We start from the raw sequence: 23,125 nt of genomic DNA, 5'->3' as shown, positions 1-23,125 counted from the left end.
GTTCCTTGAAGGGTGGGTTATCGAATGCCGAAGGCGAAGCCGCTCACTCCCACAATCTGGAAGTCGGGGTAGCTCGCGGCGTCATAGCCATGGACCTGCGGGTATCCGGGGGTGGCCCGCGCGCGGACACGGAACTGCCGAGTGCTGCCCGTCCATGCGCCGGAGGCGGACAGGGTCACGGTCTTGTCGTAGGTGTAGTAGTCGGCGTGGGTGAAGCTGTTGCCTGTACCGTCCATCACGGAGACCAGCGAGTGGTAGAGCGCGGGTTCGTAGGAGGCGATGACGGCCCAATAGGAGTCCCGCAGCTCCTCCAGGATGACGTGGAGGCCATAGACCAAGCGGTTCGCGGTCACGGTCACGGAGACGGAGGGCGTGTGCCCTTCGCCTGCCAGGACAGGCGCACCGAGCGTCCAGGAATGAATCTGCACCCAATCGCCCGTGGCGAGGAAGTTGTTGCCCGAGCGATAGCACAGGCTCGTCGCGCCGCCCCAGCTAATGCCGGTTGCGGACTGGAACTGCCCCACGACGTTCGGCGCATTGACGCGCCCGGCGAACTTCGCGCCGCCACCGCGGTCCACGTAGAAGACTGCGTTGTTCCCATCCTTGCCACCGGAGCCGACCCATAGGGGGAAGTCGCCGATGTTGGACATTTCGGCGCGGAACTCGTTGGCGTTCACCACGTTTCCGTTCGCGTCAAGAGTGTGCGTCTTGAACGTGCCGCCGTTGATCGTGCCCGCGTTGGCCGTGAGGGCCGACAGGTTGTTCACCCTGATCTTGTCTGCGGTGATCGTCCCGTCCACCACCAGCGCACCTTGGATGCCCACGGTGGATAGGCCGCCAACGCTGCCGATCACGAAGGGGTACTTCACGTTTGCCAGGTTGCCGCCTTGGGTGTACTGCGGGTGGACGAAGGCGAATCGGTCGGCGCTGACGATGAAGTCACTGCCCGTCTGCGGGTTGGCCGACAGGGCGATACCGGCGACCACAGGCACCCCGTTTACGGTGCCTGCGTTGATCTTCACCGAGTAGTTCGCCTGCCACTGGCCGTACATGCCGGAGTGTTCCCCTGCGACGACCGAGAAGTTCTGCTGGAGCGTGGCGAACGCGCCGTCCTTGAATGCCTGCACCTGGGTGCTTGCGATGGCCTGGGCTTGTGCCGCGTCGATCTTGGTGGACTGGAGTTGCTGAACCAGCGCACCGGTCGGGGACGCTGCGTCGATGTCGGCCTTCCGCCAGGCGGAGCCATCCCACATATACGTCAGGTATGCACCGGTCTGGCCGGTCTTCACCCAAAACGACGGCACCTTGAACCCGCCAGTAGGGGCGGTGGGTGCGGAGGCACCGAAGTAGGTGGGTGCCGTGGTCGTCTGGAGGGTGGTGAGCTGGGACGCCAGCGCGCCGCGAGCGGATGCCTCGGCGGCGATCTTTGTATCCACAGCAGCAGTGACGTCAGACTCAGTCTTGTCGATCTCCTGCTGAATGCCTTTGCCCACGTCGGTCCCGAATCGGGCCGCCAGGGCGGTGCGGAAGGAGGTGTTCGCACCCGTCGCGGTGACGTTTGACTGGAGGGTCTGCTCGGTAGCGGCGATGTTCTCGCCGTGCTTCGTCACGGTGGTCTGCGTGTTCTCCAGGCTTGCCTGGGTGGCATCGGCCTTCTGCCGCAGTGCGGTGACCGTCTCGGCCATGTTGCCTTGCCACTGAGCCGTGGTGGTCCGTAGGGCCTCCACCGAAGATCCGGTCTGGTCTACGCGGGTGTTGACCTTGGTGATGTCGGCGGCGAGGTCCTTGCCCACCTGGGCGAGCTGCCCGGAGACGCGGGTTACGTCGGCGTTGGTTGAATCCACCCGACCGTTTACCTCGTTGATCTCCTGGGCGAAGTTGTCCTCGACCTGCGCCAGCTTGTTGTCCACCGCAGTGAATGATGCGGAGGTCTTGTCCGCCTGGGCTTGGAGTTTCTGCTCGATCTGCGCCCGGTTCTCGCCCACCTGGACGCCCAGCAGGCGCGCCGACTCTGCAATGGCTTCGTCGGTGGTGGCCTTGACCGACTCGATCCGCTGGTTGAGGGCGGCGGAGACGGCATCGTCGCCATTGCCGATCTGCGCGTGCAGCTCGGTGGTCGCGGTGACGATGGCCTTGTTTGCGTCTGCGATGGCCTCGTTCACTTCCAGGAATCGGGCCGCGTTGTCCACGCCCGCCTGTTGGAAGCGCGCGAACAGTTCGGTTGTCTCGCGGGCGATGACCTGAGCGGCCTCCTCCACCAGCTCGATGCGGGTGTAAGCGGTGCTGATCTTGTCGCCGTAGTCGCGCTTCACGTCGTGAAAGTCGCGCCGGGTCTCGAAGTATTCGAGGTCGATCCGGTTGGCCTCGTGCGCTCGGAGAATTTCCTCCAGCACCACTTCGGCGTTCATATCAATCAGGTCGATGCGCGTCAGGAGGTCCTGGAGTGCAGGGGAGCGCATGACACCGTCGATGATGACGTTGATGTCGGGGTTGCCGGTGCCAGGCCCTCCGCCATTACCGCCGCCGCCATTGCCCCCGGTGCCGAACTCGGCAGCTTCCTGGTGGGCGTACAGCAGTTGGCGAATGGACTTGTTGAGGTCGCGTGCCGGGAGGTTCGCGCCGTCCTTGTAGGAGATCAGCGGGGAACCGATGGGGGTGAATCGACGCAGCAGGACGACGAAAGGTGCGTCCAGGATTCCGTCCTGGGACGGCAGCTCTACGGTAGTTGCGTCAAGCCAGGTCAGTGAGACCTGACGTTCAGCGTCCTCCTTCCCCACGAACGCGCGCACATGGTCGCGGTCAATGAAGGGGAACGGGACGTTCAGCCGGAGCGCGTCGCCAGGTCCGATCTCGAACCGGACGAACGACAGTCCGCGTGCTTGCTCTTGCATCGAATCCTCAGAAAAGGGCGAGGCCCCTTTCGGGGCCTCGGGTGGTGTTACTTGTCGGTGCCGTCCTTGCGGTCCGGGAAGTTCTCCCTGATCGCGTAGTCGGCGAGGTTGCGTGCGCCTGTCATGTTGTTGAAGGCCCAAATCTTCCAGAAGTCCTGCATCTGCTTCTCGGTGATCTGCTCGTCGTCCTTGATGGCAGCGCCGATCATTCGACTGGAGCCATACACGCGGTTTGCCAGGTCGAGCGTGGGGATGCCCATGATTCCGTTGGACAAGCCGGTCGAGCGGTTGTTGGAGAAGATAGGGTCGTTGCCGAGAGTGTCGGCCCACACGAAATCGGTGATCGACGGGATGGCCGTGGACCAGCTCGATTGGGCGATGCTGTTCTTGTAGAAGTTGGCGGTGGTGAGCTGCTTCTTCCGCTGCTCCTCATTGCCGATGGTGTTGATGTACGTGCGCGCCGCCCAGCCCATGCCGGCCGCCGACGCCGAAAGCGTGACCATCATGTAGGTCCGCCAATCGTCGTAGTGGTGGAACGAATTGAGGAAGTGGCGCGTGTAGCTGTTGACCATGAAGCTGCGGAACTGCGTGACCAAACGCCCCACGGTGGAGTGCATCAGCTCGATGGAATCCGATGCGTCGCCTTCGAGAACCTGGTGACGCGATACGCGGAACAGGAATGCAGCCATGCGCTCCCTGGTCTCGAACGAGACAGCGTTCGGGTCGATTTGGTCGATCTTGCGTTTACCCTTGAGGTAGCCGAACAGGTCAGCCTGGGCCTTCTCGTCAAGTCCCCAGGAACGCAGACGTGCCACCTCGGCCGTACTCAGCTTCTTGGCGTTCGCCATATCGAGCATCCGCAGCATCGTTGCCCGTCCGGCGATTCGCTGGAGCATGGTGTTCACAGGAGCCATGCCAGACATCACCGAGGTGACGTGGGAGGCACCGTTGAGGGCGTTGTCGAAGCCGACCCCGAACCGGTTGTTGCCGAACGTCGGCGGTGCGAGGGCGTCGTCGTCCATCCGCATGAAGGGAGGGTTGCGCAGCCAGTCGGTGCCAGGTGCGAACAGCGACTCCATCACTCTGGCCTCCTTAGAGGTGAGCTTCCCGTCCGCACCGCGGATCAGGAACTCCTTGGCGGCCAGCGTGGAATCAACGAAGTTCCGCACGCCTGCGTGGGCGATGGTGGGGCCGAGTTCCGCGAACAGCGAGAAGCCGACCTGGTTCATCACGCGGGAGAAGTTCCAGTTGCGGAGGGCACGCGCATAGCGCGAACCCTTGGATGCTGGATCAAGTTCAGTGGATCGGCCGAAGGTGGACTTGATGCCGATGTCCACCATTCGCTCCAGGTCCTTCACGTCATCCCCGGCGCGCTTGGCGTCGAGCTTGAGGTTGGACTGGAAGCGGTCGAGCTGTGCCCGATTACGGACGTTGAGCTTCGACGACAGGGCGGACCAGCCGGTCACCTCGCGGAGATACCGGGCCATGACCGACTCGACATCATTGTCGAAGAGGTCGCTCATCTTCACTTGGATCGCCTCGCCCGCCTCGTTGGTCAACGTGGTTGCGAAGTTCTCGTCCAGGTCGATTCGCTGCTTGGCGCGGGCGAGCTTGCTGGCCTCGTAGGTCTTGCGTTCGAGGTTGCCCATGATCTCCTGCATCCGCACAGGGGCGACGCCAGCTTCCGCCAGCATCTTCTCGATCTCCTCGACTGAGTCGGAATCGAGCGGCCGCACCAGTAGTGCGCCGCCATCCCCCTCGAAGTTCGCCTGGGCGCGCTTGAGGTAGCTATTGGAAACTGCGGACAGCAGCTCATCGTCGATCTCATCACCCTCGTCAGCGAGGGCGGCCCATGCCTTGCGCATGGCGGGCTTGACCAAACCGTCGCGGACCTGATCGAACGTCAGGCCCTTCTCGCCGAACAGGGATTGAAAGCCCTTCTCGCTCCAGTAGCGCGGCAGGTAGTTGGGGTTGTTCCGGATGTTGTCGAAGCCGTCGAGACCCGAATCCTGCGCGAGCTTGAGCGCATCGCGCATCGTCTGGCGGACGCCTTGGGCGGCCTCGATGGCTTCGGGGGAGACGTCGGTGTCGCCGCGGACAGCACGGCCGATCTCTTCGTTGAACTGGCGGCGAGCGCCGTAGTTCCACCAGTGGGTACCGGTGCGGTCCTTGAAGTCCGCCCATGCCGCATTGGACGTGCCGCGCCATTCGGTCTCCAGGGTGCCGAGGTGGCGCTTGGAGAACTCGGTGGCGGATTCCTGCACGGCGATGGAGCGGTCGGTATAGCCGACGCCGTCGCGGAACAGGCCACGGCCCGCCTCGCGGACCAGCGTGGACTTGGCCTTACCCATGCGCGCCGCTAGGTCGCGGCGGATACTGGCGTAGGCGGGGGCGATGTGCGCGTTGGTGAGCGCCTTGTCGGCGAACTCGACCTCGCGGTCGGTTCCCTCGCGCAGCGGGGAAATACCGGGGGTACGGTCTTCGGGGAGGTTGGCGACACGGGCAGCGGACAGAGAGTCCTTGCCGAACGTGCTGGTGGCCAGCTCCTTGACTCGGGAGGGATCGACGTCACCGTCGTACAGCGCGCCGCGCCGCGCGCCCAGCGCACCAGCGAACGCGAAGGAAGTGGCGGCGTTGAGAGCCAAGTCTTCGAGGTGCTGGGACGGGTCGTACTGCATGGACGCGCCCTGGACCACCGTGGTGACGGCCGCCGCCTGGAGGCCAGAGCGAGCCATGTTGGCGATACGTCCAGCCTTGGCGGCATAGCCGAGGCCACCGGAGGCGATGTCGATACCGGTGGCGACCGGGTCGGTGAGGCCCAGCGCGATGTTGCCGCCAAGGCCGAACTGCGCCAGGTCTTCGTCCGCCATCTGGTTCTGGAAGGCGATGCTCTCCAGGTAGCTCAGATGCTCGTCGGAGGTGGCCTTACCGAACAGCTCCCACTGCTCGGGACGGAGGCCCAGCGTTTCCCAGCGCTTACGCGCGTCGGTAGGAATGCGGTAGTCGGGGGTCGGCTCGAAACCAAGGGAGGTAACGAAGCGGTCGATGAAGCCGATGCCGCCTTTGACCTGCGCGGCACCGATACCGTCCCACACGGTCGTCTGGTCCTTCCGGCGCTGCGCTTCCTCTCGGGCTGCTTTGTTCTCGCGGACGGCATCCACGACGGACTGCTGGCGCGCAGGCGCGAGCTTGGTCTCGTCAGCGCCGGGAAGGTTCTCGAACATGCGGGTTATTTCCTCGTCAGGTACTCCAGAAAGTCCTCGGGGACTGCCGGGGTTGCGTTGGTAGGGGCGGGGGTTCCGAGCGTCTTGCTCAGGTCGTCCAGCGCGGGGGCGGTCCACACCGGCTTCTGTTGCTCCACGGCGGACGCCGGGAGGCCTGGCCGGGCAATCACAGCGGGTACTGGCTGATCGCTGCTGGTGGAGCGCTGCTGGCGCATACGGCGGGCGGTGTTGGCGAAGGAGTTTGCCTCCGCAGCCTGGCGTTGCTCGACTGCGTGCCGAGCGCGGTATTCGGCCAAGTCACCCTCCCAGCGCTTGTGCCCGGAAGCGATCATTGCCGGGGAGAACCCGATGGCGCGCTTGGTGTCCGGATCGGTCAGCGGGTAGCCGTCCTTGCCGACCACCTGCCACTGAGCGGGGTTGCGCGGATTCGGGACAACGCGGAGGTCGTCCACGTCCAGGTCCAGCTTCTTCGCAACGCTGCCTAGCAGCACCTCGGTAGCCTCCTCTGCACCCTTGGGCATACCGATGTTCGGCACGCGAGCGTTGTTGACCACCGTGTGCTGCGAGTCAAGGCGACCCACGGCGGCACGGATTGCGTCCTCGCCGGTGACGCCCGAGTTCATCGCAGCGAACCGTTCGGCCTCCTCGCGGATGCGGAGGATTTCGCGTGGGTTGCGCTGGTGACCATCGGCGGTCTCCAGGTACTCCTTGATCTTGTCCTTCCAGGCGTCGCTGACGACCTGGCGGGCTTCCTCTGCCTGCCGCTTGCCCTGACCGAAGGTCTGGACCGATTGCTCGAACGACAGGCCGATGTCCCGTGTGTTCCGGTAGTGGGCTTCCAGGATTCCAGCGGAGTCGCCCGAGGCCACACGAGAGGCGTACACCGGGTCAAATGCACGGAGCTGCGAGTACAGCGTGGTCGCAGCCTCGAACGCTTGCTTGTTGCTCGGGGTGGCGCGGTCGAGAATTGCGGAGAGCTGCGGGATCGGCACGCCAAGGTTGGCGTACTTGCGGATCAGCGCCCCGCGTTGTGCTTGCGGGGTGGCATCCCACTCCTTGCCTGCGGCTTTGCGAATCTCCGAGTCGGAGAACGAGTAGGCGTTGCCGCTTGCGATAGCCGCGCGGAGGGCTGCGTCCTTGTTGCGCTCCTTCGCCTCGGATTCCCAGTGGCGGAGCGTCTGCTCCTGCTGGGTGTTCCAATGACGACGGAATTGCATCAGGTCGCCGCCCGACAAGCCGAACTTCTCGGCGTACCCGTCGATGGCTTTGTGCGTCAGGCGGCCCTTGTCCGCGAGGTCCTGGAGGGACCACTCGGCCTCGGCCATTGCCTGATCGCGGGCTTCGTCCTGGCGCTTTCTGATGACGGTCGCACCAGCGGCGGCTGCGCGCTGGAGGTCATCCTGGTATTTGGGGCTGTTCATCAGGCCAGGAGAACCGTCGTCACGCGGCTTCTCGAAGAAGCCCACGATGTCGGCGGGGTCGCGTTCGCCGGACGCCAGCAGGTCCACGGCGGCGCGCGCCACGATGGCGTCCACGTCGTCGCGGTTGAGGTAGGCAAACTCCTCGGAGTCGAGGTTCTGGTACAGGGCCTTCATGCCGCCTTCGGCCAGCAGAGAGCCGTCCTTCATCCCCTCGCGGGCAATGACGGTCAGCGACTCTTCCTGCCGGGCAAAGGTCTCCTTCACGGAGTCCTCAGTCCACTTGAGGCGCACAGCATCGGCCGCACGACCTACAGCGGGCAGCAAGGCTTGCTTGACTTGGGGGTCTTGAAACTCGGGCGCAGCCAGTAGTTCGCCCAAGGAGGTGCGGAGGGCAGGCTCGATGTCTGAACCCGGCTCGGCCTTGGCGAGCTGCTTGCTCGCTTCGACCTGCCAGTCCCGGATGCGGAGCGCACCATCGGTCTTGAGGTATCCGCGCCGCCAGGGTTCGGACTGAGCGGCCAGGGCCTCCGCCGCTTGGCGGGGGGTTCCGGCCAGGTCTTCTTCCATGCGCGCCGACTGGCCCGCAGTGGTGTCTTCCTTGGCCTTCTTCTGCGCACCGAGCGCAGCTTGTCGGCCAGCCATGTTGGCTACCCGGCCGAGGACGGCCGCGGCCGTTCCGGTAAGCGCACCGGCACCACGGGCTACGCCAAGGTCCGTCTGGACGGCAAGCGCCGGTGCTTCGCTGTTACGCCCGACGACGTCGGTGCGTCGGGTGATCTGAGAGCGGCCACGGGCCATGCTTAATCTCCGTCAGGGATCGAGAGGCGCTTGTAGTCGGCGATGTTCCCGTAGGCGCTCATGCCTGCCTGGGCGACACCACCAAGCGCCTCGGCGTTGTTGGATCGGATGCGCGCACGGCTCTCCTCGCCGGAGGCGATGATTCCGTTGCGGCGGTTCTTGTCGATGAGGGCGATGTCACGGCCAGCCTGGCCCATGATGTCGTTTGCGATGATCGAGACCGAGTTGCCGGAGACGGCGGACTCGGCAGCAGCGGCGCGGAAGGAGGCGCGCATGGCGCGTGCCTCTTCCATGCGGGCCTGCGTCTTCTCGGCAGCAGCATCATTCACTTGATCCTGCTGTCGCTGGGCCAGCTCCTCGGTGGCCTTGTTGTTCTGGTTGGTCTGATACATGGTCGTCATCGCGCCGACAGCGGCGATGCCGATCTGTACGGCTACCGGGTTACACATGCGTGTTTCTCCACGAGGACGAACGGCACCTTGGCGGCACCGAATTCGTCGAAGGTGCAGACCTCGCGGAACCCCAGCCAGCGGAGCCAGCGCAGGGTCGTTGCAGCCTGCGCATCGACGAAGTTGAAAAGGAAGGTGAACTTGCCCGCCCACCGGTCGGTGATGCGCAGCGTCTCCTTGAGGAAGACACGGCGGGACTTGGGGGACACCAGGTAGTCGGTGCCCAGCAGCCATACACCAGCAGCACCGTCGAAACGGGCGTATCCGAAGATGCACAGCACGATGCCGTCGTGGACCGCCGCATAGCAGCGGTCGCTCTCGGTGATGGCGTATACGAGCGCCTGGAGAGGGGTGTGCCCATGCGACGCCGCCACCTCCAGGACATCGTCCTGTCGCATGTGGTCAGCGACGAAGGCGATGTCGTCGGAGGTGGGGCGTCGATAGGTCAGGGTCATAGGCGGCTTCGAGTGACAAACATGCCGCGCCACTGTGCAGACTGGAACCAGCACTGGAACGGCAGACGGTTGACGAGGTGGATGCGACAGGCTTCCGCGTTGGACAGCACGGGGAAGCGACGCGACCCGGAGTGGAACGTAGGGGACGAGGTGCGGAATGCGGAGTCGTTGAGGACACGGGCGGTGTAAGCACCGCTGTGCGCGGCCAGGAAGGTCTCGCGGCGGCCAGTGCCTTTGCTTTCCACTTCGACCTCGAAGTAGGCCGCGTCCTTGTAAGCGACTTCGATGTCGCGCACTTGGAGGCGTCCGATCAGAACGGCCTGCTTGTCGTCGGAGCGCATCAGCGGACGAGTCAACGTGAGCCGATGCTCGTAGTTCATACCGACGACGACGCGGCCTTGCGCGTGGTTGCCTGGAAGGACCAAGCGCGTGCCGCCGTTCGCCCACGACGTGCCTGCGGGCAGCTCCAGGTAAGCACCTGGGTCTTCCCAATCGTCCGTCTTGAGGACGGTGACGGTCATGCCCTCATCCACGATGAAGGGCAGGTCGATCCAGGTCTGGTTGCCGAACGCTTGGTAGGAGGGCTGAACCACCGTCATGCGATCCATGAGGTAGGTGTAGTCGGCGGTGACGTCGGCATCTTCCTGGTTCAGCGCCAGGTTGAACCGCAGCAGCTCACACCCGCCTGCAGGGGAAGCGGCAACCACATACAGGGTGTCCGCAATGCAGTGCATATGGACCACGCGGCCGACTGCCGAGATCGTCCAGCGAGTCCACGAGGACTGCTGCTTCTCGTCGCCAGCCCATCGCACGAAGTAGGCGTAGACCTGTGATTCACGGGGGTTGTCCAGGGCGACGAACACGGCGTCCGCCTGGTCGCCCGTGGCGAGCGCGCGGATGCGGCCAGGAATGTAGCGCGGGACATGCGCGGTCACGTCGGCGGCGTCGCCGGTGACCTCGGTGTCGTCCATGAAGTATTCCCGGATCGTGGCGTACTTGCCTTCGTCATCGACGGAATACAGCGACTCGCCCATCAGCTTCGGCTTTACCCAGGGGGAGGAACTGTAGGAGTTGACGGGGTCGGACTTGACGTACTTGGATGCCATGTACGGCTCGGCGGTGAGCATGTGCTGGCCGCCTGCCGCCGCGAGGAACAGCGACGACTTGAAGGGAACCGCGTGGTAGAGCGTCGTCACTCCGTTGGTCACGACCGCGGTGTCGATGGGATCACTGTCGAGGACCTGGGTGACCGAGGTACGCCACAGGTTGTACGGGTCGGTGACCTCGGACAGCAGCACGTTCTCCGTGGAGAGGAAGCCGAGGCGCTCCCGGTGGAGGAACACGTCGCGGATGCGCTGGCCGTCCAGGGAGGGCGGCGGGTTCGAGTCCTGATCGCCGGAGAGACGCGCGGTCCACTCGGGGGCACCGAGGGAGAACCAGAAGCCGTCCGCGTGGATGGGGTCAGGGATGCGCTTGAGGATCAGCGGCATCGTCTTCGAGTCAAACCGGTGCTTGATGCCGGGCTTGGCTACTTCGAGGTAGACCTTCTCCGACTGCTTCTGCACGTAGTAGTCGTCGAACTCTGAGAGGTCGGAGCCGATGACGTTGTAGATGGCACCTGTCGGCACCGTCGCTGCGTCTTTGCCGCTCGGCAGGTCAGACATCGTCTGCACGGAGCCGACCAAGGTTCCGGGCGACAGCTCGTCCGACAGCTTCACCGAGACCAGGCGGTTCACGATGAAGGTGGTGTCGGCGTAGGTACAGGTCGAGAACACCGACCACGGGCGCTGGCCCTGGGTGTCCAGGTAGTCCAGCGCGGCCCCTGTGACGTTCACGGTGTACTCGTAGGCCGTCTCGTGGTCGAACACTCGTACCGAGCGATGACCGACGACTACGATGTAGCGCTCGGTATCGTCTCGGACGATGGAGTGGAAGTGAGAATCGGGGTTGAGGTCGGCGCGCAGGTTGCCTACGAACTCTGCGGGCGGGCGCTTGCCCGCGCCCATTGCCGCGTGCATCCAGGCGTTAACCGCCTCGGAGAGCTGTGACGGCGAACGGACTGTGTCGTCCTGCTGCGAGGTGCCGCCGAGGAAAGTTGGATAGGTTCCGGAGACCAGAGGCATCAGACGTCCCAAATGTCAGAAACGTCCGACGAACCGGACAGGAAGTTGTGGCCGCGCGCGTAGACGAAGTCGGCGTGTTCAAGCCCGAAAATCTCGAATGCCTCCCGCTCGTGGTCCTCGTTGAAGACGTATAGCTGGTCACTGCCGAGCTGCTTGGTCTGGAAGATGCGGGCTGCGCGGATTGCGATGTAGCGGCGGGCGGACTCGGGAAGGTCCTCGAAGTCCAGATGCCACACGATGTTGGTGGCGGTCGGTGCCGCGGAGAATTTGTCCTCGCCAGTGCGGGGGTTGATGACGCGGGTTCCTCGGACAACCAGAGGGGTGCCGCCGCGAACCGGAGTCATCTTGAGGATCGACGCGGGCGGCAATACGCGGCCCTCGGCGTCCAGGGTGAACGTGTAGGTGTCCTGCTCGTTGAACCACCAGCCCTTCGTCTGCACCTCACGGCTGACAGCGCGGAGGGTGTCGAAGGCGATGGAAGCGTCTACGTTGCCGAGTGCTTCCAGGTCGCTGATCGGGGTTTCGCCGATTGCGCCGAGCATTTCGTTGACGGCCTCTAGGGTGGTCGTCGGGGTAAGTTCCATTGCCATGTGGGTAGGTTCCGGGCAAAAAAACGGGGGACACCCGTGAATGGATGTCCCCCGTAGGTGGAGAGAGAAGGCCCGCCGATTTGCGCTTGCGTGCAGAGGCGTGGCGGGCGTGTTGCGGATTAGGCCTTCGACAGCTCGATGGCACCGCGCGGGTCGAGTTCACCGTGACCCAGCGCGTACTTCGCCAGCATCAGGGTGCCCTGCTTCTCGCCCTGGTAAACGTCTTCCAGGGCCAGGTCCAGCAGCTTGAGCGTGCCCACCGCCGAGCGATGGAAGATCACGCCCACGGTGTTGCTGTAGTCGCCGCGGTACTTCGCCAGCACCTTCGGCGCAGCAGCTTCGTTGGCCTTCGGCATCGAGTTGATCTTCACCAGCGGAATGCGGGCGATGGAGGCGATGGTCGCCTGGCCGTAGGAGCCGTTCGATTCCGGGTTGATGTCGCGGTCGATCAGGTCCTTGTTCTCGGTCAGCAGATACCACTGAGCCGGGGACAGCGCGCCGGTGAACTCGTTGGTGTTGTCCGGCAGCAGCTTCTCGTCGAAGATCATGCGTGCCTGACGGAAGGCGTCGGCCAGCACGCTCGGGTCGGAGGCCAGAGTCGCGGCCGAGATCACGGCACCGCCCGGCTGGCCTTCGACCTTGCCTTCGGTGATGCGCGCGGCACGGATGGCGCAGCGCAGCTCGTTCAGCATTCGCTTCTGCGCCAGTTCCAGGCCCTGCTGGCGGGTGTACTCGGAACGCACGTCGTAGTGGTTCATCGCTTCGTCGATGTTGGCGATGAAGGCGTGCGAGATCAGCATCGGGTCGAGCGTCAGGATCGTCTCGTTGTGTTCGACGATCATGCCGTTGATCTCGGTGCCCGGAACGTGGTACTCGGAGCCGATGGTGCCCATGTTCGGGAACGACGCCGACTTGCCGCTGTCGATGTTGCGGTTGGTCACGCGGCCTTCGAGCTTGTAGTTCTCGACGTAGCTGGTGATGACTTCGGCGGTGTAGTTCTGCTTGAACAGTGCCCAATCATCGCCCGTTGCCTGGACCTGACCGATGCGGGACGGATTCGCGTTGCTCATGTAATTCCTTGGTTTGAATGGAGAGGGTTATTAGCGGAACAGGGCGCTGACACGCAGGCGGTCAGAGACCTCCTTGCGGTACGCCGGGTCGCGGCGGTAGCGCGGATCGCGCATCGCGTCGGTGACCTGGGCTTGCGACAGGAACGGCTTGACGCCGCTGTCGGCGTTCGGTGCGGTCTTGCCCGCGATCAGGCGGCCATTACCGCCACGGAGAGCAACGATGCCTTGGACGGCCAGTGCAGCGCGGCCGGAGTCGCCGGAGGTAACCGCCTCGTTGAAGGCGCGCTTCTGCTCGGCGTTGAGGTTGGTCCTGGCCCACTGGACCAGACCCTTGTACTGATCGGCACCACCAGCGGCGGAGAACACGGAGTTCTCATAGTTCGCGCGGCGAGCGCCCAGGCCCTCGACATAGACGTCCACCAGCTCCTTCGGATAACCGGCCTGCGCCAGCTTCTCGTAGGACTCGGCGGACAGTGCGCCAGCGGAGTTGAACTCCTCGGCGAACGAGTCCAGGTTGAGACCTGCTTTCGACAACGCATCACGAGCGTCGTCTTCGGTGGTGTCCTCGACAGTCAGGGTCGAGGTGTCACCGTTGCCGCCCTTGTCGTCGGCCGGCTGTTGGGTGGCCGCGAAGGCGGCTTCCAGTTCTTCCACGGTGGCGAACTTTCCGCCGAAGAGGCGACCGTCGCCGTCAGCGGGGCCGCCCTGTACGGGCGGCTGCTGGTTGGCTGCGGGCTGGCCTTCGATCTGCACGATGGTTTCGGACTTGCCCGGCTGGCTCATTACTCGGCCTCGGCGGCGACGGCGTTGCGGATCACCAGGCCGTTGGCCTTACGGGTGATCTCGATGTTGCCCTTCTTCTCGAAGGCCGGTTCAGCCTTGGGCTGCTTGGCGGGCTTCTGGTCCTTGGTGTCGGTCTGTTCGCTCATGTGCTTCTCACTGAGTGGGTGGTTGGGTCATCGCGGACGCGATGTTGGGTGCGGCGCGCACCATTGCTTCCTGCATTGCACCGTCCTGCTGCTCGGCGGCGAGTTCGTCGTCGGAGCGGATCAGGCCCTTCGTGGAAATGTCGGAGGCGGATGCGAGGCGGGCGATGGCTTCGCCAGAGTTGAGTCGGCGGGCGACCTCTTGGTCACCGACGAGAGCCTTGGCGGCTTCGCCGAACTCCATCAGCTTGTTCAGGTCATGACCACGGCCGAGGGCTGCGATGCCGACCGTCACGCGGGGCTTGAGGAGTTCCGTGGGGAGCTGCGGCAGACGACCGGCGCGCTGGAGCTTGTCCAGGCGGCGGCGAATGAGCGGCAGCAGTAGTTGTTCAGCGGACATCGAATAGAAGCCACCGAGGGAGTCATCGAGTTCCTGCGACATCACACGGATCTCGTATGCGGTCACCCGCTCGCCTGGGCGCTGCACTGCGGAACGCACGCCAAAGATCAGCTCCAGCGATTGCTTGAGCTGGTCGGCTTCGGTGCGAACAAAGTTCAGGTCGTAGGCTTTCTCAAGCTGGAGCGTCGAGACGTCAGCCGCGTCGCCACGGAGGACGGCACCGGACTCGGCTTCGACAAGCTGCTTCTCTCGGATGGCCGAGGTCGGCTTGAGGAACATGATGATCTTCGCCATCGCAGCGGCACCCTTTCGGATGGCCCTGCGCAGCGCTTCCAGGGACTCGAACGCCCCGACGTAGTCATACACCAGGCCCTCGCCGTAGTCGTCCGTGAGGGACGGAGGCGCAGCCACGGGAATCCAGGGGCAGGCGTCGATGGGGTAGGTGCCGAAGGTCTCAGGGACCTCCACGCCTTCCACTTCCTGCACAACCTCCCACTGCTGGCCGTCTTCGGATCGGCGAATCCAGGTGTAGAGGTTGACGTCGTCGTTCTTCGTCTTCTCGTCTCGCTCAGTTGCGAGCTTTTGCACGACCGCAGCTCGGATCGCCTCGGGCAGCATCGCGGGTGCGATCTTGTCCAGGGTAATCATTTCGAGGGTATTGCCCAGGCCGTCCTTATCGATGACGAAGGACGTCAGCGGGTAGAGCTTGGGCTTCCCCTCGTCGGGGTCATACAGCAGGAAGTTGCCGGTGACGATGGCGTGCTTGGCGGCCTCGGAGAGAACCGAGCGGATGCCGCTGGTCTCCAGGTCGTTGATGACCAGGCGCTCCACGTCCACCAGCGCGGCCTCCAGTTCGGAGGTCTCCACGCCAGCCTGCTCGGCGATGTTCTCGGTGTCAGCTTGGTCGGGGGACAGCTTGAAGATGCCCGCGTTCGGCGGGAGCCACGAGAGCATGATCTTCGAGCCGAGCGCGTTGACGCACTTCGGGCCAGTATCGATGTAGGCGGAGCCGGGCGAGCGGTTCTTGGCACCCTCGTCCACCCACAGGCGGGGGAGGGTGACCTTAGCGCAGCGCTTGGCGCGGGTCTCGGCTTCCTTTCGGTTGGTCTTGAGGTCGGCGTAGCGCTTCGCGGCCGTTACTTCATCGGCCGAGGACTGCTCATTCGCCATTCGGAATGGTCAGTCCGGAGTAGGTTGAGTCGTTCAGGTCAAGGCGCACCTTGGTCCGACGACGGGCGGCTGCTGCCTGCCCTGTCGGCTGGGTGTCCTGGCGGGTGAGGAGGACGGGGTCTTTCTCCTCCGCATCCGGCATCTTGGGCTTACTGCACATTTAGCGGCGGTTGCGTTCCTTGATTTCGACGAGCCGCAGTTCCTTGAGTTTCAGGATCAGGCGGCGCTCGCCTTGGCGGAGAAGGAACTCCTCGCGGCAGTCCTTCGGGTTGTAGATCGCCTCGGGGTACAGCTCGTCGAGGCGGTCGATCAGTTCGTAGGAGTGGAGCGGGATGTCCATAGGTGTCCTAAGTAGAACTAAGGTTGGGAAACTTGCGTTTCCCCCGATGATGACGACTAAAACCCCGGCTTATTCAGCCAGGGCAGCAGCCCAGGAACGGAGATTGTGGAGGGGGCCGTTGTTGTCCACGACCACGTCCACCAAGGCGGCGGATACGCCGTTCTCGGAGGCATGGGCACCCACCTTCACTGCGCCCCGGCGCTCGACCTTGACCACTGCTCCGCCGTGCCAGTCGTGGATGAAGTCGGCCTCGTTGTCGAAGCGGACGTCCGAAACGACCACGCCGGTCGCGCCTTCGCGGCGGGCCTGGCGAATCTTCTGTTCCACGACCTTGATCCACAGGTCGCGGTCGATCATGTTGCGGCCCCATTCGGTACCCACGGTCTGCATCAGGTGGCGCGGGGTCTGGCCGTCCAGCCAGTCGAGGGGCTGCTCCTTCTCGGGGCCGTCTTCCATCGCCGACAGCGGGAAGCCGGTGATGTCCGCCACGAAGGCCCGGATCGGGGCCGCGAAGGACAGCTTGATGAAACCGTGGTCGTTGACCAGGTAGTCGGCCAGGGTGTCCTTGCCGCTGCGGGCCAGGCCCGTGATTCCGATGATCTTCATGGGGACTCCAGAAAAGAAAAGGCCCGCGCTCGGCGGGCCTTTGGGGGCTATGATTTGAAGACTTAATGCGAATGGAGCTGCTGCATGGCCGACGAAGGTCAGATGCCGTCTAAGCCAGATTGGGTCGATGCTGAGTTCGACAGGCGCACAGAGGGCTATAACGAGTTGAACTTCCTTGAGAAGTTCGGGATGTTCATGGCAAACGCGCAGCTCCTCGAAATGGGAGCCAAGCGAGTTCTCGTGGACAAGTTCGGCGAGGACTTCGACGAGGTCGAAGCGTTGCCACTAGGCATTCTGCGGAAGCGGTTAAAAAGTAAGGGCGTGCGGCCTGACATCTTGTACGGACTTGAACACATGACCGAGTCGCGCAACCGAATCGCGCACGCCATCCTGGCCGAGCATCACCTATGGGTAACCGTCACAGGCAACCGGTCTCACAATCGGCAGGAAAGGGAGATAGACAAGGCGTACTTGGAGCTTGTCCACTTCAACATCTTCTTCGAGTTCGTTGAAGACAATGACCTATTTATGCCTGTCGGCTAGATTTACGGCGTCCAGAGGTTGACCACCCCTTTCTTCGGGTTGTAGTCGCCGTAGCGCAGGATTCGCGCGAGGCGGGCTTGAATGACGGCATCCTTGACGGTCAGCGGCTTGTCTCCTCCGCGCGGGATGCGGGTGGTGTAGGCGGTCTTGACGGCGTCCCACAGGGCGGCCAGGTGGACCTCGGGGGTCTCGTCCAGGTGGGCCTCGTGGATGGGCATCAGCAGCTCGTCGGCGAGCTTGTGGCCGATGCCGGGGAATCCCGTGTAGTGATCGACGGTGTCGCCCGTGAGCGTCTGCTTCATCCAGAAGAGGTTGGCGTCATGCACGCTGATCGTTCGCGTACCGAGGTCAGGCTTGTTCGGGTTGTAGAGGCGACCGGGGATCGTCTGCATGTCCTTGTCGATGGACACCATGATCCGGCTGCCAGGGCAGCGCTTCGGACGCGGGTGCGTCATCAGCAGGCCCAGGATGTCGTCGCCTTCCAGATTCTCGATCTCGACGATCTTGTCTGCGTACTCCCGGTAGACGAACTCGTCCAGGATGTGCCACAGGGCGGGTTTCGGTTTCTCGCTGCGGTTGGCCTTGTAGTCTGACTTCACGTCCTTGCGGAAGTTGTGTTTCTTGCAGGACAGGGCCAAGACGTACTTGGTCGTGCCGAACTTCTCCAGTAGGTCCTCAATGAACTCGTCGAGCTTCACTTTGGCGCGCTCGGGCTGGATCGCCTCGACGGTGTTGCCGTCGCCATTCCAGTCGATGTTCGCGGTGTTGGAGAACGCGAGCTGGTAGCGCAAGACGTCCGCGTCGATGATGAGGGTGGGGGACTTGTCGCTCTCTCGCTTCACTTCTCGATCTCCTTGAGGACTTCGCGGGCGCTGACCTTGTCGGCGTTGCACCGCAGGAGGCCGTCCTCAGCGTTCCCACCGAAGCGGTAGAGGTCGTAGGTTGTGGTGGTGGGGTCAGCCATGATCGCGTCGAGGGACTTGTGCGTCCCTTCGATCACGGTGGGCTGGAGGAACTGCTCAGGGTTTGCGCGCACCGAGGTGTGCGTCGCGCAGCCCGTCAGGAATGCGCTCATCGAGATAAGCGCGAACAGCAGGTTCTTCATTGCGTGCGGTCTCCACGGAACGGTCCACGCGATTGCGTGCGTCCCGGATTGCTTGGTCGAGGGTGGCGCGTCGGATGGCCTCCCGATTCAAGGTGGCGACCGACTGCTTGAGTTCGTCGAACTGCTCGGCGGTTTCTTCGAGCTTGCTGACGCGCTCCATTGCGGAGCGGTAGGTGTGGACTGCGTAGGCACCAGCACCCAGCGCAGCGATCAGCAGGAGGATGCCGATGCCGCGGAGGATGGTTGCAGGGGTCACGTCATTGGTTTTCCTGGTAATAGCACGCGACGCGCAGCAGCTCGGCCGGGGTGGCATCGCTCTTGATCTGGTTGGCGCGCGCGGAAATGACACGAACGTTGCCTCGGACGTAGCCGAGGTCGGGAACGATGCGGTCAAGGGTGGGTGAGTTCGGGCCTTGTGCTTTGCGGCCCGCAGCGCGGAACAGCGGGATGCCCAAGGCCGGGCAGTAGTCGGGGACCAGCAGGTCTTCGGCCACGAGGTCGAAGGGGAGGTCCTTGCGTACTGCCCGGCGTTTGGCCTGTCGAACGAGCGAGAGCGCGACTTCCCGTTTCCCACGGGTCAGTGCGTTTCGGCCCAATTCGCTCCCACCTTGTATTCGCCATCGAGCGGACAGCGGAACCCGAAGTAGTCACCAGCTTTGCGGATGGCGGCCTGGGCGGTCTTGCCGACGAACTCGGCTTTGTCCTCGTCCACTTCGATCTGCCACTCATCGTGGATGTTCGCCAGGAACTCGTAGTGGACGCCCGGCACCATCCCTGCGGATTGCAGGTCGGCGTCGAGGATCACCAGTGCCTTCTTCATGACGAGCGCACCGGCCGACTGCAGGAGGGTGTTCAGCGCGGCATGGTCGCTGCGGATGTGTAGCTTCCGTCCGTCGAGGCCAATCAGGTAGCCGACCTCGGATGCACGCTTCTTCACCCCTTTAACCAGCTTCTCCAGCGCCGGGAGTCCCTTGAGGAACTTGGCCCGGAGTTGGCCGCCGACCGCACGGCCCTTACTCACGATGCTGCCGAGCTTCGCGTCGCCTGCCCCGTAGAGGAAGGCGTAGATGAAGGTCTTGGCATTGTCGCGGGTGGGCAGGCCTGCGGCGGTCTGGTTCACCGAGTGGATGTCGCCTTCGAGGATCACTTTGGCGTACTCGCCGCCATCGTGACGTGCCATGAAGTGCGCGAGGCACCGCAGTTCGAGGCCACTGGCGTCCGCGCCTACCTGACGCTTGCCCTTCGGTACGGTGAACAGCTCACGACATTCCGACCCGTAGGGCACGCCGCACTTGGGCACCTGGGCGATGTTCGGCTTCGAGTGCGTCATGCGGCCGGTGACCGCTGCGTTCTGGTTCACGTTGCCGTGGATTCGGCCGTTCTTCTTCACGGCCTTGAGCCACGCCTCGTCGCCCTCTGCGAGCTGGCCGAGACGCTTGTTGACGATGAAGTATTCCAGCAGGAGCGGGATGATCGGGTACTTGAGTGGTGCCAGCACGTCTTCGTCGATCTTGACCTGGCCCTTCTCGGTGTACTCGACCGGTCGCCAGCCATAGAGCGCAGTCAGGCGGTCGGCGATGTGGGCACGGGAGGCCGGATTGAACACGACCTCCTTGTAGACCACTGCCTCCAAGCCCTTCACGTAGCCTCGGCGCCTGTCGTCGCGCTTAGGGATAAAGCGCTTCTTCACAACCTTCCAGGGCGGGATCACTTCGCGGAGCTGGTCGCCCAGCAGTGCGCGGCGGACCACAAGGACCTTCTCCAGCTCACGGGCTTTCTCCTGGTTGAACAGGTAGCCCCAGCGCTGTTGGCGAGAGAGGATCGGCGCAACCGCCTGCTCAAGTTCGATGGCTTCCTTGGGCAGTCCCTTGGACAGCAGCAACGCCAGCAGCTTCGTGGTCACCACGACGTCCTGGTCGCAGTAGTCGTCCATTTCCTGAGACCACTGTGCCCACGGGTCAAGCCCGCGGTCCTTCATCATCTGCGAGTAGTCGCCCTTCCACTCGCCTAGGCGGTATCCCCAGGCTTCGAGGGAGTGGCGGCCGATCATCTTGCCTGGCAGCACCGGGTTCGCACCCTGCTTCTTGCGTGCCTTGAAGTCGCGGTCCTTGAGGTCCGGGTAGATCAGCGTGGAGATCAGCAGCGTGTCGTAGTACGCCCTGACCTTGAAGCCGGGGTAGACCTTGGCGATTGCCGGGATGTCAAACCCGGCGATGTTGTGACCGACAACGCGGTCAGCGTTTTGCAGCCTCTCGATTGCTTCACGGATCGTCAGTTCGCCCGTGCCGTGGTCGTTGGCCGAAAGAACGGGGCCGAGCGGTTGCCCGGCCTCGTCTACTTCCTGGAGGGAGATACAGTGAATCGTGGTGAGCTGGTCGAGGAGGCCGTCAGTTTCACAGTCGAACGTGAGCAACGACCTGCCTCCTTACGGGTAGCCGTGGTTGGTGACGGGGATCGCGCGAACGCGGCGACGGGCGCGGACGATGTATTCCGGCTCGGGGGCTTTCGGCGGGAGGTTGCCGCCCTGCGGCGCATGGCCGGGGTACTCGTCCTCGGCGTCATCCTGTTCCGGCTGGTCCGGATGGAGGGTGTAGCCGTAGTCCTCGACGTAGTGAGTGATGCGGCGGATCGTCCGCTCGGTACCGTTGTTGTTGAGGATGAACACCAGCTTCGCGGATGCGTCCGCGATGGCTTCCGGGTCGGACACCACGACGACTTGTTCGCCGAGGCAGACAGCCACATGGGCGCAGCAGCGGAGGTCGAAGCGCGCGCAGTGTTCGTCGGGAGTGCCGAACTCGAAGCCGATCAGGCTGACGAGCTTGCCGCACGGTGAGCGGAAGTTCTTGATTCCGCTCGGTGCTTCCTCGCTTACCCAGCCCGGCTCGGCACTCAGCTCGAACGACGCACGGTAGAAGTCGGCGCAGCTCTTGAAGAAACAGTCGATGTCCTTGATGGCGGTCCCGTCGTAGAACGCGCGCAGGCTTCCGCCACCCAGGACAACCAGGTGGCGGACTTGTACCGGCAACACGTCGAACAGGGACCGAGCGTGCTGCTCGGCGGTCATAGAGTTCCCCTTAGCGGATCAGGCTGGTGATGCGGCTGGCGACGCGCTCGGCGCGGCGGGCCTCTTCTTCGTGGGCCTGTGCCTTGGTGACGGCTGCGTTGGCGCGTTCACGCTGGGCCTCGGCATCGCGCAGCTCGCGCTGGGCCACGGTCAGCAGGCGGTCAACCTGGCCTTCCATGTTCGAGACCAGGGCCTCGACGGTGTCCTTGCGGCGGAACGGGGCGGTGACGACGGTGGTGAACAGGGCGATCAGTTCCTTCATTGCGGTAGCTCCTCAGCTTTGATTTGGATAGCGATGCGGCGACCTGGCTTGCCGTACATGACGCGGCAGGCTTGGTCGGAACGGGGAAGTTGGTAGGGCAATACCAGGCCCTCGGCGAACGAGAGCGGGGCGTCTTCGGGGATGAAGCCGACGACCGTTCGGCCGTCAGTAGTCGGAGTTCCGTACACCGGTTTCGTCTCGGAATGGGAGGTCGTCGTCGAACGACGGTTCCTCGCTGTTGATGAGGCGGCCGGTCGCGTGGTCATACGTGTAGTGCAGGACCTTGCCGTTCGACTGGCCGGTGAAGCGGTCCTTGAGGACGCGGAAGGTGGTGCAGTTGCGTTCGGCCTCGTTCTCGGCCTGGGTGTTCCGCTCTAGGCCGAAGGCGAAGTGCGTCCAGAAGCCGATTGCCCGACTGCCCTTGAAGTGGCGCAGCATCACGCGCCCGCCTTCTTCGTGCGGCTTTCCTTCCGGGGTGGCGAGGTGGGATACCAGGTAGATGCACACGAGGTGGCGCTGCGCGAACTGAGCGATCTTCGCCATCGTGTCTTCGAGCATCTTGCGTTCGTCCTCCGCACCCGCGGCGAACGAGGTCAGGTTGTCCAGCACGATGTGCTTGACGCCCTCGGCGACGGCCATATGGCCCATCTTCTGCTCGATCACGTCCCAATCGGTCGAACCGAAGTGGTCGTATACGAACACCTGGCCTTGGTCCAGGATCTCGAACGCAGCAACGAGTTCGTCCTGCGTCCAAGTGCCATCGGGGACGTGGAACCGCTTGCCGCCGACCTTACCGGCCATGCGCTTTGCGGTCTCCACCGGCTGTTGCTCCAGGAAGAACAGGCCGACGCGGTCGCCGGTCTCCTGCGCGATAAACGCAGCTTCTTCCATCAGCCAATCGGTTTTGCCGATCCCAGTGCCTGCGCCGAAGGTGTAGACCTCGCCATACCGCTTTCCGTAGGTCAGCTCGGTCAGGCGCGGGTCGTGCCAAGGCATACCCATCGTGACCGCAGTGAGGGCCTTCTCCTTGAGGGAGCCGAACGTCACGACGCCATCGGGGCGCTTGGTCTGCGCCTGATAGATCGCATGGACGATGGCCTCAGCCTCGCCCTTTTGCAGCAGCTCGGACGGGTCTTTGGCGGGGAGCTGGGCGATCTTGGCCTTGCCCGGCGTGAGCATCAGTGCCACCTCTTGCGCGGCCTTCTGCCCCGGCTCGTCCATATCGAACATGAGGACGACTTCGTCGAAGCCCTCGACCCACTCCAGCTCGCGTGCGATGCACTTGGCTGCGCCTTGTGCGCCGTTCGGTAGGGAGACCACGGGCCACTTGAGGGAAAGCGCCTGGGCCACGGAGATCGCGTCGATCTCGCCCTCGGTGATGACCAGGCGACGGCCTGGCTGATAGAGGTGCTGGCCGTACAGGCCGCAGCCCTTGCTGTCGCCGATGAAGGAGAACTTCTTGTCGGGATAGCGGAGTTTCTGTGCGACGATCTCGCCGTCGCGGCGGTAGGTCGCAATCTGCACGGTCTTGCCGTGCTTATCGGTGCCGAGCCAATAGCTGTACTTGCGGCACGCTTCTTCGGTCAGGCCACGCTTCTTGAGCGCGGCCGGTTCGCCACGCGCAAAGTCGGTCATGGTGGTCCTGCGGGGTTGCTGGGGTCTCGCCCCCTCCTCGTCAGAGGGGACGT

At 63.8% G+C, this 23,125-nt stretch carries 22 protein-coding genes; 1 reads left to right on the top strand and 21 read right to left on the bottom strand.

The genetic code is table 11. From position 1 onward, the window contains the following. Positions 1 to 17: 17 nt before the first annotated feature. The 13 genes from ACE026_RS08230 to ACE026_RS08170 all read right to left on the bottom strand — a co-directional run bounded on the left by ACE026_RS08230 (position 18) and on the right by ACE026_RS08170 (position 16,463). Positions 18 to 2,891: a phage tail fiber domain-containing protein gene (locus ACE026_RS08230; protein ID WP_486038644.1), complete on the bottom strand. Its 2,874-nt coding sequence runs from the start codon at positions 2,889 to 2,891 to the stop codon at positions 18 to 20. A gap of 47 nt (positions 2,892 to 2,938) precedes the next feature. Next, positions 2,939 to 6,115 carry a hypothetical protein gene (locus ACE026_RS08225; protein WP_486038643.1) on the bottom strand — a complete coding sequence of 1,059 codons (3,177 nt, stop codon included), beginning with the start codon at positions 6,113 to 6,115 and terminating at the stop codon, positions 2,939 to 2,941. A 5-nt stretch (positions 6,116 to 6,120) separates the two neighbouring features. Next, complete coding sequence (locus ACE026_RS08220; RefSeq protein ID WP_486038642.1) at positions 6,121 to 8,334, bottom strand: hypothetical protein; 2,214 nt, start codon at positions 8,332 to 8,334, stop codon at positions 6,121 to 6,123. 2 nt (positions 8,335 to 8,336) lie between these two features. Then, the gene (locus ACE026_RS08215) at positions 8,337 to 8,783 is read right to left on the bottom strand and encodes a virion core protein, T7 gp14 family (RefSeq protein ID WP_319623762.1); all 447 of its coding nucleotides are present in this window, start codon (positions 8,781 to 8,783) and stop codon (positions 8,337 to 8,339) included. After that, a complete protein-coding gene (locus ACE026_RS08210) occupies positions 8,768 to 9,238 on the bottom strand; it encodes a hypothetical protein (protein ID WP_486038641.1) in 471 nt (156 codons plus the stop codon). Before ACE026_RS08210 ends, ACE026_RS08215 begins: the two co-directional genes overlap by 16 nt. Beyond that, entirely contained in the window at positions 9,235 to 11,361 is a 2,127-nt protein-coding gene (locus ACE026_RS08205) for a phage nozzle protein (RefSeq protein ID WP_486038640.1), read from the bottom strand. The genes ACE026_RS08210 and ACE026_RS08205 overlap by 4 nt, the downstream gene beginning before the upstream one ends. Further along, positions 11,361 to 11,951, bottom strand: a complete 591-nt coding sequence (locus ACE026_RS08200; protein WP_483006954.1) for a hypothetical protein — start codon at positions 11,949 to 11,951, stop codon at positions 11,361 to 11,363. Before ACE026_RS08200 ends, ACE026_RS08205 begins: the two co-directional genes overlap by 1 nt. A 119-nt stretch (positions 11,952 to 12,070) precedes the next feature. After that, complete coding sequence (locus tag ACE026_RS08195; protein WP_319623758.1) at positions 12,071 to 13,021, bottom strand: major capsid protein; 951 nt, start codon at positions 13,019 to 13,021, stop codon at positions 12,071 to 12,073. 30 nt (positions 13,022 to 13,051) lie between these two features. Beyond that, complete coding sequence (locus tag ACE026_RS08190) at positions 13,052 to 13,804, bottom strand: capsid assembly protein (RefSeq protein WP_486038639.1); 753 nt, start codon at positions 13,802 to 13,804, stop codon at positions 13,052 to 13,054. Continuing rightward, positions 13,804 to 13,950, bottom strand: a complete 147-nt coding sequence (locus tag ACE026_RS08185; RefSeq protein ID WP_319623756.1) for a hypothetical protein — start codon at positions 13,948 to 13,950, stop codon at positions 13,804 to 13,806. Before ACE026_RS08185 ends, ACE026_RS08190 begins: the two co-directional genes overlap by 1 nt. Before the next feature lie 7 nt (positions 13,951 to 13,957). Next, positions 13,958 to 15,517, bottom strand: a complete 1,560-nt coding sequence (locus ACE026_RS08180; RefSeq protein WP_483006952.1) for a portal protein — start codon at positions 15,515 to 15,517, stop codon at positions 13,958 to 13,960. A gap of 160 nt (positions 15,518 to 15,677) precedes the next feature. Beyond that, on the bottom strand, positions 15,678 to 15,857 hold the full coding sequence (locus tag ACE026_RS08175; protein ID WP_319623754.1) for a hypothetical protein: 180 nt from the start codon (positions 15,855 to 15,857) through the stop codon (positions 15,678 to 15,680). A gap of 69 nt (positions 15,858 to 15,926) precedes the next feature. Next, positions 15,927 to 16,463 (bottom strand): deoxynucleotide monophosphate kinase family protein, encoded by a 537-nt coding sequence (locus tag ACE026_RS08170; RefSeq protein ID WP_483006950.1) that lies wholly within the window; start codon positions 16,461 to 16,463, stop codon positions 15,927 to 15,929. 84 nt (positions 16,464 to 16,547) lie between these two features. On the opposite strand from ACE026_RS08170, the gene ACE026_RS08165 reads away from it, so the two are divergent. Further along, complete coding sequence (locus ACE026_RS08165) at positions 16,548 to 17,006, top strand: hypothetical protein (RefSeq protein ID WP_319623752.1); 459 nt, start codon at positions 16,548 to 16,550, stop codon at positions 17,004 to 17,006. 2 nt (positions 17,007 to 17,008) lie between these two features. Here ACE026_RS08165 and ACE026_RS08160 read toward each other — a convergent pair whose 3' ends face one another. The 8 genes from ACE026_RS08160 to ACE026_RS08125 all read right to left on the bottom strand — a co-directional run bounded on the left by ACE026_RS08160 (position 17,009) and on the right by ACE026_RS08125 (position 23,072). Further along, entirely contained in the window at positions 17,009 to 17,848 is an 840-nt protein-coding gene (locus ACE026_RS08160; protein ID WP_483006948.1) for a phage exonuclease, read from the bottom strand. After that, positions 17,845 to 17,970 (bottom strand): hypothetical protein, encoded by a 126-nt coding sequence (locus tag ACE026_RS08155; RefSeq protein WP_483006947.1) that lies wholly within the window; start codon positions 17,968 to 17,970, stop codon positions 17,845 to 17,847. Before ACE026_RS08155 ends, ACE026_RS08160 begins: the two co-directional genes overlap by 4 nt. Before the next feature lie 55 nt (positions 17,971 to 18,025). Then, a complete protein-coding gene (locus ACE026_RS08150; protein ID WP_486038638.1) occupies positions 18,026 to 18,367 on the bottom strand; it encodes a hypothetical protein in 342 nt (113 codons plus the stop codon). A 1-nt stretch (position 18,368) separates the two neighbouring features. Continuing rightward, positions 18,369 to 18,605, bottom strand: a complete 237-nt coding sequence (locus tag ACE026_RS08145; protein ID WP_486038637.1) for a hypothetical protein — start codon at positions 18,603 to 18,605, stop codon at positions 18,369 to 18,371. Positions 18,606 to 18,688: 83 nt separating this feature from the next. After that, positions 18,689 to 20,524 carry a DNA polymerase gene (locus tag ACE026_RS08140; RefSeq protein WP_486038636.1) on the bottom strand — a complete coding sequence of 612 codons (1,836 nt, stop codon included), beginning with the start codon at positions 20,522 to 20,524 and terminating at the stop codon, positions 18,689 to 18,691. 12 nt (positions 20,525 to 20,536) lie between these two features. Then, positions 20,537 to 21,175 carry a Gabija anti-defense Gad2 family protein gene (locus ACE026_RS08135; protein ID WP_486038635.1) on the bottom strand — a complete coding sequence of 213 codons (639 nt, stop codon included), beginning with the start codon at positions 21,173 to 21,175 and terminating at the stop codon, positions 20,537 to 20,539. A 10-nt stretch (positions 21,176 to 21,185) separates the two neighbouring features. Continuing rightward, the gene (locus ACE026_RS08130; protein ID WP_319623745.1) at positions 21,186 to 21,437 is read right to left on the bottom strand and encodes a hypothetical protein; all 252 of its coding nucleotides are present in this window, start codon (positions 21,435 to 21,437) and stop codon (positions 21,186 to 21,188) included. Between the two features lie 165 nt (positions 21,438 to 21,602). Then, entirely contained in the window at positions 21,603 to 23,072 is a 1,470-nt protein-coding gene (locus ACE026_RS08125) for a toprim domain-containing protein (protein WP_486038670.1), read from the bottom strand. Positions 23,073 to 23,125 lie beyond the last annotated feature (53 nt).

Source organism: Stenotrophomonas sp. AGC87, from assembly GCF_057333975.1.
This window is presented reverse-complemented; position numbering and strand designations above follow the sequence as displayed.

What these genes read in the sequence shown, in the direction of transcription:
- ACE026_RS08230 (WP_486038644.1), bottom strand. Translation starts at nt 2,891, where the DNA reads ATGCAAGAGCAAGCACGCGGACTGTCGTTCGTCCGGTTCGAGATCGGA.
- ACE026_RS08225 (WP_486038643.1), bottom strand. Translation starts at nt 6,115, where the DNA reads ATGTTCGAGAACCTTCCCGGCGCTGACGAGACCAAGCTCGCGCCTGCG.
- ACE026_RS08220 (WP_486038642.1), bottom strand. Translation starts at nt 8,334, where the DNA reads ATGGCCCGTGGCCGCTCTCAGATCACCCGACGCACCGACGTCGTCGGG.
- ACE026_RS08215 (WP_319623762.1), bottom strand. Translation starts at nt 8,783, where the DNA reads ATGTGTAACCCGGTAGCCGTACAGATCGGCATCGCCGCTGTCGGCGCG.
- ACE026_RS08210 (WP_486038641.1), bottom strand. Translation starts at nt 9,238, where the DNA reads ATGACCCTGACCTATCGACGCCCCACCTCCGACGACATCGCCTTCGTC.
- ACE026_RS08205 (WP_486038640.1), bottom strand. Translation starts at nt 11,361, where the DNA reads ATGCCTCTGGTCTCCGGAACCTATCCAACTTTCCTCGGCGGCACCTCG.
- ACE026_RS08200 (WP_483006954.1), bottom strand. Translation starts at nt 11,951, where the DNA reads ATGGCAATGGAACTTACCCCGACGACCACCCTAGAGGCCGTCAACGAA.
- ACE026_RS08195 (WP_319623758.1), bottom strand. Translation starts at nt 13,021, where the DNA reads ATGAGCAACGCGAATCCGTCCCGCATCGGTCAGGTCCAGGCAACGGGC.
- ACE026_RS08190 (WP_486038639.1), bottom strand. Translation starts at nt 13,804, where the DNA reads ATGAGCCAGCCGGGCAAGTCCGAAACCATCGTGCAGATCGAAGGCCAG.
- ACE026_RS08185 (WP_319623756.1), bottom strand. Translation starts at nt 13,950, where the DNA reads ATGAGCGAACAGACCGACACCAAGGACCAGAAGCCCGCCAAGCAGCCC.
- ACE026_RS08180 (WP_483006952.1), bottom strand. Translation starts at nt 15,517, where the DNA reads ATGGCGAATGAGCAGTCCTCGGCCGATGAAGTAACGGCCGCGAAGCGC.
- ACE026_RS08175 (WP_319623754.1), bottom strand. Translation starts at nt 15,857, where the DNA reads ATGGACATCCCGCTCCACTCCTACGAACTGATCGACCGCCTCGACGAG.
- ACE026_RS08170 (WP_483006950.1), bottom strand. Translation starts at nt 16,463, where the DNA reads ATGAAGATCATCGGAATCACGGGCCTGGCCCGCAGCGGCAAGGACACC.
- ACE026_RS08165 (WP_319623752.1), top strand. Translation starts at nt 16,548, where the DNA reads ATGGCCGACGAAGGTCAGATGCCGTCTAAGCCAGATTGGGTCGATGCT.
- ACE026_RS08155 (WP_483006947.1), bottom strand. Translation starts at nt 17,970, where the DNA reads ATGGCTGACCCCACCACCACAACCTACGACCTCTACCGCTTCGGTGGG.
- ACE026_RS08135 (WP_486038635.1), bottom strand. Translation starts at nt 21,175, where the DNA reads ATGACCGCCGAGCAGCACGCTCGGTCCCTGTTCGACGTGTTGCCGGTA.
- ACE026_RS08130 (WP_319623745.1), bottom strand. Translation starts at nt 21,437, where the DNA reads ATGAAGGAACTGATCGCCCTGTTCACCACCGTCGTCACCGCCCCGTTC.
- ACE026_RS08125 (WP_486038670.1), bottom strand. Translation starts at nt 23,072, where the DNA reads ATGACCGACTTTGCGCGTGGCGAACCGGCCGCGCTCAAGAAGCGTGGC.